The following is a 13,070-nucleotide window of genomic DNA, read 5'->3' on the forward strand; positions in this document are numbered from 1 at the left end:
ACTTTCCGGTAATACGTCGTAAGCCTTTCGGAAATTTATGGGTATCGTTATCAGCGTGTCAAGAGCGTCGATTGATATCTCCCTCGACCGGCTCCGCCGCTACACACCGGCCGTTGTCGAGCCCGCCGACTTCGACCGGTTCTGGCGCGCCACCCTCACCGCCGCCGCGGCCACCCCGGTGCTCGTCGACGTCCGTCCCGAACCCACCGACCTGCGGCTGGTCGACGTGTGGGACGTGACGTTCGCCGGGTACGCCGGCGAACCGGTCCGGGCCTGGTACACCCGACCCGCGGGCGTACCGGCGCCGCTGCCGGCAGTGGTGGAGTACCCCGGCTACGGACGCGGCCGGGGCCTGCCGGGCGAGCGGCTCACCTGGCCGGTGGCCGGTTACGCCCACCTGCTGGTGGACAACCGGGGACAGGCCGGCCTGTTCAGCCGCGGCGACACCCCGGACCCGCACGACGCGCCCGGCGGGCCCAGCCCCGCCACGCGGGGGATCCTGTCCCCGGACGACTACCACTACCGCCGCCTCATCACCGACGCCGTCCGCGCGATCGACGCCGTCCGCGTCCTGCCCGGGGTGGATCCGGCCCGCGTCGCCGCGGTGGGCAACAGCCAGGGCGGTGGACTCGCGCTCGCGGCGGCGGGCCTCGTCGACGGCCTCGCCGCGCTCCTGGTCACCGCCCCGTTCCTGTGCGACATCCAGCGCGCCATCGAACTGACCGAGGCCTCCCCGTACGGCGAGATCGCCCGCTACCTGGCGGTGCACCGCGAGGCGGAGGAGCCGGTCCGGCGCACGCTGTCCTACGTCGACGGCGTGACCTTCGCCCGGCGGGCCACCGCCCCGGCGCACTTCGGGATCGGTCTGCGGGACGAGGTCTGCCCGCCGAGCACCGGGTTCGCCGCCTACAACCAGTACGCCGCCGGTGGATCGGCAGCGCCGCTACGGGAGATCCACACGTACCCGTTCAACGGCCACGAGGGCGGGGAGGCCGTCCACGTCCGGCGGCAGCTGCGCTGGCTCGACGCGGTGCTCCGCCCCGCCGGGACGGCAGCCGGCTGACGGGCTCACCGGCGGGGCCCGCGACATCTACCATCCCTGATCATGATCTCGACCGTGTGGCGGATACTCACCCGCCAGATCGACCCCAACCCGGCGCAGGACGACGCCGTGCTGCGCGAGGCGTGCACGCAGGCGCGGTACGGCTCCGACATCGGGCCGGCCCGGACGGCGCTGGTCGCCACCCGGAACGACTACGACCGCCGGGCCCGGTACGTCCGCGTGCTCGCCGAATCGACAGCTCGCGGGCTGGGATCGCGGATCGACCGTACGACCGGCCGGGTCGACACCACGGACGCCTGGACCGATCGCTGGGCGTCGCGCGCGCCCGCGGACCCGGATGCCCAGCTCGTCCGTGCCCGTTCCCTGATGGCACGGGCGTGGGAGGTGCGCGGCGGCGACTGGGCCGCCGGCGTACGCCGGGAGCAGTGGGTCGAGTTCAGCCGCCTGCTGGACCTGGCCCGGCAGGTGAACGATGTCGCGATGCGGCTCGCGCCGGACGACCCCACGCCGTGGGCGCACCGCCTGGACCTCATGATCGACACGAGTGCGCCACTGGAGGACGTCGAGGAGGCGTGGCGTGAGCTGACCAAGCGGGATCCCGGGCACCATCTGGGCCACGTGCTCCGGCTGACCTACCACTGCCGGAAGTGGAGCGGCTCGCACGAGGCGATGTTCGGCTTCGCCCGCTCGGTCGCCGCCACGGCTCCTACCGGCTCACCACTGCTCGTGCTGCCGGTTCGGGCCGCCGCGGAGTGGGCGCTGTGGGAGCAGGATCGCGAACCTCACGGCGGTACCCCCGACGAGATCGGCGAGCGGTGGCGACAGGATCCGGTCATGCAGGCGGATCTCGACAACGCCCTGTCCCGGTGGTTCCACCAGCCGGCGACCCGGCACGCCGCCTGGCTCGACGACGCCAACTTCCTGGCGTACGGGCTGGTGCGCACCGGCCGCGCCGCCGAGGCCGCGCCGGTGTTCGCGTCGATCGGCCGGTACATGACCGGCGTTCCGTGGGGCTGGTGGGGCGACGAGCGGGGCGACGCCGTCTTCCTCCGAGCCCGTCGCCGCGCCCGCCGCGCTGCCTGACGGCGGGCGGCACCGTTCCGGCCACAGTCGATGCCCCCTCGGAGGGACCGTTCTTACCACTCCCTTACGGGACAGCAGCCGGGCACGCGCGCAGCTTCGCGGAACGCGATGCTGAGGTCCGACCACCGATCGGGGAAGAGGGCCACCATGGGATCACTGGCACGGTACGGGCTGTCGGTAGCGACGGTCTCCACTCTGACGGCGGGTGTACTGCTCCCACCCGTCACGCCGGTCGCAGCCGCGGCCCCTTCGACATGGACGGCGACGATCCCCGCGCTGATCCACGAGAGCCGGCTGACCGACGTGGCCGCCACCGGCCCGAACAACGCCTGGTCCGTCGGCTACCAGGCGTCGACCTACACGGGGTACTCGATCGACCAGCCGTACGCCCTGCTGCGGTGGAACGGGCGGACGTGGACGGAACGGCGGCTGCCGCACCAGGCGTATCTGCTGTACAAGGTGGACGCGGCGAGCGCCCGGGACGTCTGGACGGTGGGCTCCCGGCGCCTCGGCGAGTCGTACGCCGGGCACTTCGACGGCACGACCTGGACGGCGCACGCGCCGTGGCCCGCCCCGGCCGGGACCGCGGAGCTGCTGGACGTGGCCGCCACCGGCGGCGGGCGGGCCGTGTTCGTCGGCCACGACGGTGGCCGGCCGCTGGTCGTCGAGGGTGACACCGGTCAGTTCGGCCGGGTCGCGGTGCCGGGAACCGATGGACTCAACGGTGTCCTGCGGGCGGTCTCGCGTACCGCGGACGGTGGCGTGTTCGCCGCCGGGGAACGGTACGTCGCCGACGCGCCCTACCCGGAGCCGATGATCGCGCAGCGCGTCGGCGGGTCGTGGCGGGTGGCGCCGCTGCCGTCGATCCCGAGCGCCCGGCTCACCGGCGTGTGGGCCCGCTCGTCGACCGACGCCTGGGCGGTCGGCACCCAGGACTACGACTCCGCCCCCAGGCCGGTCATCCTGCACTGGGACGGCCGGACGTGGCAGCGGGTGGCCGGACCGGCATCGGCCGGCTGGGTGTACGCGGTCGCGGGCGACGCGAACGGCAACGTCTGGATCAGCGGCACGAACCCGATCCCGCCGTACGTCGAGTACCCGGGCACGCTGCTGCTGCGCTACACCGGCGGGCGATGGAGCGTCGCGTACGGGCCGAAGGTCGAGGGCAACGATCCGAGCCTGGACGCCCTGGCCAACATCCCGGGGACCGCGTCCTTCTGGGGGAGTGGCACGGTGTCGACAGCCGGGCTCCGCCTCACCGCCGTGATCGAGCGGACCAGGTGAGGGCAGGGGCGTGAGCGCGGCACGGCTCACGCCCCACCACCCTGGCACCCGTCGGGAGGAACTACCGCCCGGAGGTCAGCACCGAACGGGTCAGTGCGGTGAGCCCGGCATCCCAGCGCTCGTCGGGCCAGTCGCGAAGATGCTCGACGAGATCGCTGCGCACCGCGGCCAGCAGGGCGTGGGCGAGGAACTCCGCCGACTCGGGGCCCCGGGCCTCGGACACGATGGCGGTCAGCGTCGCGTGCCACTCCTCGTACGACTCGTTGCGATAGGGGCTTCCGCTTCCCGCGTTCTCCAGGGCCAGTGTGAGGACCCGGTTGGCCCGCTTGAACCGGACCAGTTCCCGCAGCAGGTGCAGGGCGCGGTCCGCCGGCGAGTCGCCGGGCGGGCTCGCCGCGAGTGACGCCTGAAGCTGTTCGCCGCGCGTGCCGTAGAGGGCGCGGACGAGGCCCAGCCGGTCGCCGAAGTGGCGGAACAGCGTGCCCTTGCCCACGCCGGCGGCAGCGGCGACGTCGTCCATGGAGATCCGGTCGGGGTCGTTCGCCGCCTCGAACAGCCGATCGGCCGCGGCGAGCACCGCCTCCCGATTCCGCGCCGCGTCAGCCCGCACTTCTGCCCCCTCTCGCAAACGGACCGCCAGTCCGCTATGGTGAAGCGGACCGGCCGTCCGCTTATCGTAGATCACCGCGGGCGGCCCGCCGACAGGAAGGAACAGCAGTGCCGAGTACCGCCACCGATGTGTTCCACCAGGCCCTGGACCGTCTGCTCGCCAAGGACATGCCGGGCTTCATCGCCCTGTTCGCCGACGACGCCGTCATGGAGTTCCCGTTCGCGCCGGCCGGGCGGCCCAGCCGGGTGGCCGACCGCGCCGAGCTGCACAACTACCTCATCGACTACCCGCGGACCCTGGACATCCGCGAGATCGCCGACGTCACTGTCCACCAGACCGCCGACCGGGAGGTGATCGTCGCCGAGTTCACCGCCACCGGCGTCGTCGTCGCCACGGGCGAGCCGTACCGGCTGCGCTACATCGCCGTCCTCACCATCAGGGCCGGGCGGATCCTGCGCTATCGCGACTACTGGAACCCGCTGGCCGTGCGGGAACTGTTCGGCGAGGGGGTGCGGGCATGATCCTCGTCGTCGGAGGCACGGGAACGACGGGCCGGCTCGTCGCCGCGAGACTCGCCGCCGCCGGCCGCCGGGCCCGCGTCGCCAGCCGCCGGGCGTCCGCCGAGGGCGTCCGCTTCGATTGGTACGACCGCAGCACGCACGACACGGCGCTGGACGGTGTGACAGCGCTCTACCTGATCGCGCCCCTCGGCGACGCCGACCCGGCGCCGACCATGCTGCCGTTCCTGGACCTGGCCCGGCGTGCCCGGGTACGGCGGGCCGTCCTGCTCAGCTCGTCGGCGATCGAGGCCGGCACGCCGGGACTGGGCGAGGTGCAGGCCCAGCTCGGCGAGATGATCCCCGAGTGGGCGGTGCTGCGACCGTCCTGGTTCATGGAGAACTTCGTCGGCGACCATCCGCACGCCGCGAGCGCCCGGGAGCGTGGCGAGATCGTCAGCGCCACCGGCGACGCCCGCGTGGGCTTCGTGGATCCGGCCGACATCGCCGAGGTGGCGGTGCGTGCCCTCACGGATCCCGCGCCCCACGACACCGAGCACGTCATCACCGGTCCCGAGCGGCTGAGCTACGCCGACGTCGCCGCCACGCTCACCGACTTCCTCGGCCGCCCGGTCCGGCACCGTGCGGTCGACGAGGACGCGCTCACCGCGTACCACGAGGCTCACGGCCTCGCGCCCGACTACGCCCGCTTCCTCGCGGGCCTGGACACGGCCGTCGCCGCGGGCTCGGAGGACCGGGTCACGACGACCGTCGCGGACGTGACCGGCCGGCCACCCCGGACGTTCCGGGACTTCTGCCGCGACCGGCTGGCCGGAGTCCCTCGGACCGCGGACGCCTCGCGGGCCTGAGATCGACGCGCGGCCGGCGTCAGGACGGGTTCGGTTCGGTCCTGCTCGCGTCGGGCAGCGGCGTGGACGAGGCTCTGCCGGGGGCCGGCGCGGTCCGGGCGGCCAGCGATCCCAGCAGGCGCAGGTTGTCGTACGACGGGCTGCCGGGATCGGTGGTGTAGAGGAACAGCGTCTGGTCCGGGTCGCCGGGCAGGACGAGGGCCTCGTAGCGGAGGGTGATCGGCCCGACCGCGGGGTGGTGCATCCGCTTGGTGCCGTGCGTGCGTTCGTGCACGTGGCGGCCGTTCCACCAGGCCCGGAACTCCGGGCTCTTGATGCTCAGCTCGCCGACGAGCTCGCTGAGCTGCGGATCGTCGGGATTGCGTCCGGCGTAGAGGCGCAGGGTGCCGACCACGTCGGCGGCCACCGCCGGCCAGTCCAGGAAGGCGTCGCGGGCGCCCGGGTCGAGGAAGACCCACCGGATGTAGTTGCGGTGCCGCGGCGGGAGCAGTGTCCAGTCGGTGAGGAGGGCACGGCCCAGGGCGTTCGAGGCGAGCACGTCCGTGCGCCGTCCGAGGATGAGCGCGGGGTGTTCGGTCATCGAGGCGAGCAGCTGGTGCATCGCCGGGCGTACCCGTTGGGCGGGCATCTGCCGGCTGCTGCGCCTCGCCGGCCGCGCGAGGTCGGCGAGGTGGGCGCGGGCGGCGGCGTCGAGCCGGAAGACCCGGGCCAAGGCGTCGACGACAGCGGCCGAAGGGCTGGTGTGCCGGCCCTGTTCGAGCCGGGTGTAGTAGTCGACGCTCACGCCGGCGAGCAGGGCCACCTCCTCGCGGCGCAGTCCGCGGACGCGGCGTCCCTGCGCCACGGCGGCGATGCCGACCGCTTCCGGAGTCAGGTCGGCCCGGCACTGACGAAGGAATCGGCCGAGGTCGGAGTGTCCTGCCATGACCCGATGATCCGCCGCGAACGTCGTCCGCGACACCGCCTGGGTGGGTACGCCGTTCCCAGGCAGCGCTGGGCTCGTCCGGCTGTGTTCTCGGCCCACCCTCGTACCCACGATGGAGTGGCGTCCCCGGCCGGGGACACGACGACACCGAGATCCGGGAGTTCCCATGCCCTACCCCACCGCAGGTCCGGCCACGTGGTTCGTCACCGGCACGTCCCGCGGCATCGGCCTCGAACTGGTCAAGCAGTTGCTGGAGCGGGGTGACGACGTCGCGGCGACGACCCGGTCGGCCGAGCGGCTCGTCGCGGCCCTCGGGCCGGTCGACAGTGAGCGACTGCTTCCCCTCGAACTCGACCTGACCGACGAGGCCGCGGTGACGGCGGCCGTCCGGGCCACCACCGACCGTTTCGGCGGGATCGACGTCGTGGTCAACAACGCGGGGTACGGCTTCCTCGGTGCGGTCGAGGAGGCAGGCGACGCCGAGGTCCGGACGATGTTCGAGGTGCAGGTCTTCGGCGTCTGGAACGTGCTCCGCGCGGCCCTGCCCGGCATGCGCGCCGCCGGCAGCGGCCACATCGTCAACGTGTCCTCGATCCTGGGGCTGACCGCGTTCCCCGGCTGGGGCCTCTACTGCTCCGCGAAGTACGCCCTGGAGGGTCTGTCGGACTCGCTCGCGGCCGAGGTCGCACACCTCGGCATCAAGGTCACCGTCGTGGAACCCGGGTACACGCGTACCGACTTCCTTCGGACGTCCTCCCTCGGCCTGCCGGCGCGCACCACCGACGGCTACGAGGCGATCCGCGAGATGACCGAGGCGCACCTGGCCATGCCCGGCACCCAGCTCGGCGACCCGGTCAAGGCCGCGGCCGCCATCGTCGAGGTGGCCGTCGGCGGCAGAGCGCCGCTGCACCAGGTGCTCGGCTCCGACTCATACGGCCTGGCCAAGGCCCGCGTGGCGACGCTGCTCGCCGACATCGAGGCCGGCCGCGAACTCGCGCTCAGCACGGACGCCGACGAAGCCTGACCGCTTCGTCGACGGGTCGCGGCGTGCCGTCGCGCACCCGGACAGCTCGCGTCGGCCCGCCTCCGGAGGCGGGCCGACCGGTCGCACCGGCGTCGATCCGGCTCTGTCGGAGCCCGTGGCTATCCTTTCGCCGTGTCGTACGCCGATCTCAGTCATGCCCAGTGGAACGATCTCTCCGACGGCGCTGCCGGCCGGCTCGCCCAGGACGTCGCCGCGCGGCACGAGCTGACAGTGACCGGCCTGGGCGACACGGCGTACGCGGGGCGGTCGCACCGGACTGCGCTGTTCGACCGGGGCGGGATGCGGTTCGCTCTCGTACCCGGCGGCCGGCCGACGCTCGGCTACGACGCGGCCCGCTTCCGGCCCGCTGCGCACCAGGCCGCCGACTACGCCGACAGCGCCGCCGAGTTCGGCCTTCCGTCGCTGACCGAGTACGTCGACGCGATGACGTCGCCCGTACGCGACGTCGACATGCCGGCGATGCTGGTCGCGGTGGACGCGTTCGACCCGTGCGAGGTGCCGCTGGCGCCGGACGACCCTCGGGTGCGGGAGCTGGTCGCGTCGGTCGGGAACCGGTTCGGCGGGGTGCGCACCTTCCGGTCGGGTGACGGGCTGACTGTGGAGTTCGACCGGACGACCGGGCAGGTGGTGCGCGCCCGGGCGATCCGCGAGGTCTCGTACGACGAGGCGATGGCCGGGCTCGGGAGCCTCGGCGTGCGGACGACCACTCCGGACGAGTGGGAGTGGGCGTGCGGCGCCGGTGCGACGACCCTGTTCCGCTGGGGCGACGACTGCCCCGGAGACGGCTATCCGTACGACCACAGGACCGGCCCGCACCGGCAGGAGAACCTCTGGGGTCTGGCGATCGGGCAGGACCCCTACCGGCACGAGGCGACGACCGAGCGCACCGTCGTCTGCGGTGGCGACGGCGGCGGTGCCACCTGTGGCGGGAGCGGCTTCTTCCTGGGCTGGCTCACCCTCGCGACCGCGTACCGCGACGAGGATTTCGGCCGGTGGGTCGCCTCCGACGACGGATACGCCGACGAGATCCTGACCCGGCCCGTCATCGAGCTGGGCTGAGGCCCGGATGACCACCGAGCGTCCCCACGGTTCCCGCCGCCCGCGCCGCCGCGCCCCGCGCGTCCTGCTGATCGTCGGCGTCCTCGCGGCGCTCGCCGCCGGTGCGGCGGTCGTGGTGCCGCTGGTACGGCCACCAGGCCCGCGACCGGACTTCCAGCTCCCGGTGGCCTGCGGCGAGACGTGGCGGCTGTCCACCTATCCGGGGCACGACGACTACGACGTCGACTTCTTCCCGACTTCCGGGGACGCGTGGGGACGGCCGGTGCTCGCCTCCGCCGACGGCACCGTCACGGTGGCGGGGATCAACGGCTCGCTGGGCGGACGTACCCCGCAGGATCCGGACGGGCCGCGGGGGCGCGGCGGCGGCTACTGGGTCAAGATCGACCACGGTGGCAAATGGGAGACGCAGTACCTGCACCTGCTCGAACCGCCGTCGGTGCAGGCCGGTCAGCGGGTGGCCCGGGGCGACCAGCTCGGACGGGTCGGCAGCACCGGGAACTCCGGCGCCCCGCACCTGCACTACGAGCAGCGCCGGGGCTGGGAGAAGGTGGAGGCATACTTCGACGGCGTGCCGTCCGGGATCACGTCCGACGACCGCGAGTACTCGGTGCGGCTGACGAGCGCGAACTGCCGGCCGACGCGCCCGTGACCGGAACCGTCAGCGTTCGTCGGTGGACGATCCGGCACGCCGGGCCTTTCCGATCAGGCCGAGGTGGGTGTGCTCGAACCCCTCGGTCGTCTTGAGGCCGTAGCCCAGGGCGCGGTCGACGGCGATGTGGAACGCCCACGCGACGGCCAGGACTCCCAGCCAGTCGATCCGGTCGCCGGACGCGGCCGCTGCCACTGCCACCGCGCCGAGCGCCGCCGGCAGCGTGTACGAGTGCGCCACGTTGTAGCAGACGGCGCCGACGCGCGGCCCGCGCAGGTAGCCGAGCATGGACAGGTCGAAGACGAGGAAGAGGGCGAGCAGCGACCACCACGGGTACCCGGCCGCGACGGTCACGACGACGGCGAGGGCCGCGACGGCGACGGCCTCCACGCGCTGCGCCGCGACCGGGTTCAACTGCGGCATCTCCCACCTCGATGTCTGTCAGTGGCCCTTGCGCAGGCCCGAGCCCCCCGGTGGCCGGGGTGGTCGGAGGCAGCCGGCTCGTGCCGCCACCAGCTCTGACAGGGTACGCGGCGGAGGCCGTGCGCCGGCGGCAACCGCGACGGTCAGCCGCCGAAGCGTTGCCGCAACTGGTACTTCAGCACCTTGCCGGTGCCGCCGCGGGGCAGCGCGTCGAGGCGGTGGATGCGGGCGGGGACCTGGTGCGGCTCCAGCCGCTCGGCGAGGAACGCGGCGAGCGTCGCGTCGTCCAGGGCCGGGTCGGCCGCCACGACGGCGGCGACGATCTCGCCGTGCTCGGGGTCGGGCAGCGCGACGACTGTGGCCTCGCGTACCGAGGGGTGGTCGTAGAGTGCGGCCTCGACCTCCAGCGACGACACGAGCTTCCCGTCGGTGGTGATGACGTCGGTCATCCGGTCGAACAGGAACAGCTCGCCGTCGGCGGTGGCGCGTCCGAGGTCGCGGGTGCGGGTCCACCCGCCGGCGTGCACGCGGGCGTTGAGCGCCTGGTCGAGGTACAGCCGCTTGGGCGCCTCGCAGCGCAGCCACACCTCGCCGAGTTCGCCCGGCGGCAGCGGCTCGCCCTGCTGGTCGACGACGCGCATCTCGGTGCCGCGTCCGGGGCGTCCCAGCCACATCGGCCGGTCCGGGTCGACGTTGCCCAGGATGATCGCCGGCACCGCCTCGGACTGCGCGTAGGCGTTGGCGATGGTGGCGTTCGGCATGGCCGCGAGGAGGTCGCGGGCGATGCGCGGCGGCATGATCGCCGATGCGTTGCCGATGGTCTTGACCGAGCCGAGGTCGTAGCGGTCCTGCGGGCGGATGGCGGCGAGCCGGATCGCGGTCCACGGGGTGAGGATGAGGGTCGCGCAGCCGTGCGTGGCGAGCAGGCGGGCGATCTCCTCCGGGTCGTCCGGTGAGCACACGATCAGCGGTGACGGCGTCGTGGTGGCCAGCACCGCGACAGTCGTCGCGCTCGACGTGGTGCCCAGCGGCATCGGCGCGAGCAGCGGTGCTGGGTCGACCAGCTGCCCGAGGGCGGCGGACCCGCGCCCGTACGTGAGGTTGCCGTGCGGGTTGGTGAACGGCTTCGCCGGGCCGGTGGTGCCGGAGGTGTAGAGGATGTCGGAGATGTCCTCGGGGGTGACGCCGGTGTCGACGGCGGCGGAGTCGCCCTGGTCGAGGTCCGCGACGACCACCGACCAGCGTCCGGCGTCGTCCCGCCACGGCGGGAGCGCCGCGCCGCGGATCACACCGGCCACCGCACACTGGTCGAACCGGCGGCGCAGCTCCACCGCCGGCATCGTGTCGTTCACGTGTACGGCGGTGGCGCCGGCCTTGAGCACGCCGAGGTAGGCGACGGCGTAGTCGATCCAGTCGTCGCCGCCGAACAGCAGCGCCACCCGGGCGCCCCGCCCGGTGCCGCCGAGCCGGTCGAGCACCGCGCGGGCGACGGCGTTCGAGCGCCGGTCCCAGTCCCGGTAGGTGATCGCCGTCTTGCCGCGGACGTTTATCGCCTCCTGCTCGGGCATCAGGCCGGTGCGGTGCCGGAGCAGGTCGGGTACGACGACCGCGGACGTGGGCACACTCATGGGTCCTCCCTCGGATGGCGCGCTCAACTCCACCGGTACACGCGGTGGAAGTCTTCGATCCGGTCGAGCAGCAGCAGGCCCCGGCCGGCCACGTGGCTGTCCAGGACGGACCGGTAGGGGCCGGTGTCCAGGACGGCGTCGCGGACGCCGAAGGCGCGGTCGGCGGTGTGCCGGCTCCATTCGTCGAACTCGGCGACTGTGAGCCGGCGGCGTTCCTCGACGGCGCGGGCGAGCGGGCGGGCCGCGAGCCGGCCGGCGGCGCGCTCGGTGACGACGCCGCTGAAGAACTCGGACCCGCAGCCGGAGCCGTAGGAGAACAGGCCGATCCGGCGGGCCACCGTGAAGTCGGCGTGGTCGATCAGCGAACACAGCGCGAGGTAGAGCGAACCGGAGTAGAGATTGCCGATCTGGCTCGTGTACGACAGCGACGGGGCCACCCGCGCCGCGAAGTCCCTGTCGATGTCGGCCGGCGCCATGCGCTTGGTCTTGCGCAGCAGCGTGCGGTGGGCGCCCTTGACCATCCCGGCGAAGGGGATGTGGAAGACGAGGTGGTCGAACGTGGTGACGATGTCGGCGCCCTCGACGCGGTCCCGGTAGGCGGCGAAGCACCGTTCCAGACAGGTGAGATAGGCGAGCAGGGACAGGTCGGAGTTCACCACGTCGACGTCCGGCCGGGGCCGCAGCGTGTCCATCACCTCCTGGGTGTGGTACCCGCTGGCGCCCAGGTCGAGCCGCAGCACGTCGGGCGTACGGCTGACCAGCATCGCGACCGCGCCGGCGCCCTCCGACGGCTCGAAGTAGCTGCCGGCCGCCGCGACGCCGGCGATGTCGGTGGCGATCACGAGCGCCCGCGCGTCCGGCGCCGGGCTCGCGGCGATGATCGCCGCCGCGCTCTGCAGGGCGGCGGTGCCGCCGTAGCAGGCGTGCTTGACCTCGAACGACCGGCAGCGCGGCGGCAGGCCGAGGAGGTCGTGGACATAGGTGCTGATCGGCTTGCCGAAGTCGAGCCCCGACTCGGTGGCCACCACCACCAGCTCGATCGCCTCCCGCTGCTCTGGCGACAGGGCGTCGACCAGTGGCCGGGCGGCGTTGACCGCGTGGGTCACCTGGTCCTCGCAGGGCAGGCTCACCGACCGGCGGCGCATCATCAGGTTCGGCAGCCGCGACGGGTCCAGGCCGCGCGCCTCGAACAGGCTGGGCACGTCGACGTACGCCCGGCCGGGGTAGACGTGGAGATCCTCGATGCCGACCGCCGTGGTGATCATCCTCGGGCCTCTCCTCTTCGTGGATCCCTCACCGCCGCGGTCCCTGACGTTGTACGACCGCGGGCCGGGCGTGTCTGCTCAGAGTTGAGCGCCCGCGATCGGCCCGGCCGGTTACCATCCCGGGTCATGACGAGATACGTCGCTCTGTTGCGTGCGGTGAACATCGGTGGCGGTAGCTCGATGGTGATGACGGAGCTGAAAGAGGTCTTCGTCTCCTGCGGCTTCGACGGCGTGGCCACGTACATCCAGAGCGGCAACGTCGTGTTCGGCTGCCCCGAGACCGACGAGGTCGCGATCCTGGCCGAGATCGACAGGGGCATCAAGCAGCGGTGGGGTCGCGACGTGCCGGTGCTGCTGCGCAGCCTGGACGAGCTCGACGCGATGATCGCCGCCAACCCGTATCTCGACGTGCAGACGGACCACACGAAGCTGCTCGTCACCATGCTCAGCGGCGACCCCGGCGCGGACAAGCAGGCGGCGCTCGCCGCCCCGCCCGGCGAGAGCGGCACGCTGACGCTGCTCGGCCGCGACGTGTTCGTGCACGTTCCCGACGGGTACGGGCGCAGCAAGCTCAGCAACGCCTTCGTGGAGAAGAAGACCGGTGTGGTCGGGACGACCCGCAACTGGCGCTCGGTGCTGAAGCTGCGCGACATGGCGGCGTCCTGACCGC

Annotated in this window: 14 protein-coding genes; 9 read left to right on the forward strand and 5 right to left on the reverse strand. The window is 73.0% G+C overall.

Features of this window, described 5'->3' with window-relative positions:
• The first annotated feature begins 37 nt into the window (after positions 1 to 37).
• From IF06_RS0100490 to IF06_RS0100500, 3 genes are all read left to right on the forward strand, one after another.
• Positions 38 to 1,063 (forward strand): acetylxylan esterase, encoded by a 1,026-nt coding sequence (locus tag IF06_RS0100490; protein WP_030268208.1) that lies wholly within the window; start codon positions 38 to 40, stop codon positions 1,061 to 1,063.
• A gap of 42 nt (positions 1,064 to 1,105) precedes the next feature.
• The gene (locus IF06_RS0100495) at positions 1,106 to 2,146 is read left to right on the forward strand and encodes a DUF4034 domain-containing protein (protein WP_030268210.1); all 1,041 of its coding nucleotides are present in this window, start codon (positions 1,106 to 1,108) and stop codon (positions 2,144 to 2,146) included.
• Between the two features lie 147 nt (positions 2,147 to 2,293).
• A complete protein-coding gene (locus IF06_RS0100500) occupies positions 2,294 to 3,430 on the forward strand; it encodes a hypothetical protein (RefSeq protein ID WP_030268212.1) in 1,137 nt (378 codons plus the stop codon).
• 61 nt (positions 3,431 to 3,491) lie between these two features.
• Here IF06_RS0100500 and IF06_RS0100505 read toward each other — a convergent pair whose 3' ends face one another.
• Positions 3,492 to 4,040, reverse strand: coding sequence for a TetR/AcrR family transcriptional regulator (locus tag IF06_RS0100505; RefSeq protein WP_013476286.1), 549 nt, complete (start codon positions 4,038 to 4,040; stop codon positions 3,492 to 3,494).
• A gap of 107 nt (positions 4,041 to 4,147) precedes the next feature.
• On the opposite strand from IF06_RS0100505, the gene IF06_RS0100510 reads away from it, so the two are divergent.
• Complete coding sequence (locus IF06_RS0100510) at positions 4,148 to 4,561, forward strand: nuclear transport factor 2 family protein (protein WP_030268214.1); 414 nt, start codon at positions 4,148 to 4,150, stop codon at positions 4,559 to 4,561.
• Positions 4,558 to 5,406, forward strand: coding sequence for an oxidoreductase (locus tag IF06_RS0100515; protein WP_013287058.1), 849 nt, complete (start codon positions 4,558 to 4,560; stop codon positions 5,404 to 5,406). The genes IF06_RS0100510 and IF06_RS0100515 overlap by 4 nt, the downstream gene beginning before the upstream one ends.
• A 19-nt stretch (positions 5,407 to 5,425) precedes the next feature.
• On the opposite strand, the gene IF06_RS0100520 is transcribed toward IF06_RS0100515, so the two are convergent.
• Positions 5,426 to 6,331 (reverse strand): helix-turn-helix transcriptional regulator, encoded by a 906-nt coding sequence (locus tag IF06_RS0100520; RefSeq protein ID WP_013287057.1) that lies wholly within the window; start codon positions 6,329 to 6,331, stop codon positions 5,426 to 5,428.
• A gap of 166 nt (positions 6,332 to 6,497) precedes the next feature.
• Between IF06_RS0100520 and IF06_RS0100525 the strand changes: the two genes are divergently transcribed.
• The 3 genes from IF06_RS0100525 (at position 6,498) to IF06_RS0100535 (ending at position 9,084) form a co-directional block, all read left to right on the forward strand.
• Positions 6,498 to 7,355, forward strand: a complete 858-nt coding sequence (locus tag IF06_RS0100525) for an SDR family NAD(P)-dependent oxidoreductase (RefSeq protein WP_013287056.1) — start codon at positions 6,498 to 6,500, stop codon at positions 7,353 to 7,355.
• Positions 7,356 to 7,487: 132 nt separating this feature from the next.
• Positions 7,488 to 8,435, forward strand: a complete 948-nt coding sequence (locus IF06_RS0100530; RefSeq protein ID WP_013287055.1) for a hypothetical protein — start codon at positions 7,488 to 7,490, stop codon at positions 8,433 to 8,435.
• 7 nt (positions 8,436 to 8,442) lie between these two features.
• Positions 8,443 to 9,084, forward strand: a complete 642-nt coding sequence (locus IF06_RS0100535) for a M23 family metallopeptidase (protein ID WP_030268217.1) — start codon at positions 8,443 to 8,445, stop codon at positions 9,082 to 9,084.
• 9 nt (positions 9,085 to 9,093) lie between these two features.
• Here IF06_RS0100535 and IF06_RS0100540 read toward each other — a convergent pair whose 3' ends face one another.
• The 3 genes from IF06_RS0100540 to IF06_RS0100550 form a co-directional block, all read right to left on the reverse strand.
• Entirely contained in the window at positions 9,094 to 9,507 is a 414-nt protein-coding gene (locus IF06_RS0100540) for a DUF4260 domain-containing protein (protein ID WP_013287053.1), read from the reverse strand.
• Between the two features lie 143 nt (positions 9,508 to 9,650).
• Positions 9,651 to 11,135, reverse strand: coding sequence for a class I adenylate-forming enzyme family protein (locus IF06_RS0100545; protein ID WP_013287052.1), 1,485 nt, complete (start codon positions 11,133 to 11,135; stop codon positions 9,651 to 9,653).
• Positions 11,136 to 11,158: 23 nt separating this feature from the next.
• A complete protein-coding gene (locus IF06_RS0100550) occupies positions 11,159 to 12,400 on the reverse strand; it encodes a hydroxymethylglutaryl-CoA synthase family protein (protein ID WP_013287051.1) in 1,242 nt (413 codons plus the stop codon).
• Between the two features lie 126 nt (positions 12,401 to 12,526).
• On the opposite strand from IF06_RS0100550, the gene IF06_RS0100555 reads away from it, so the two are divergent.
• Positions 12,527 to 13,066, forward strand: coding sequence for a DUF1697 domain-containing protein (locus tag IF06_RS0100555; protein WP_013287050.1), 540 nt, complete (start codon positions 12,527 to 12,529; stop codon positions 13,064 to 13,066).
• Positions 13,067 to 13,070: the final 4 nt, after the last annotated feature.

Origin of the sequence: Micromonospora globosa (genome assembly GCF_000717585.1) — a bacterium.
Lineage (GTDB): Bacteria > Actinomycetota > Actinomycetes > Mycobacteriales > Micromonosporaceae > Micromonospora > Micromonospora aurantiaca.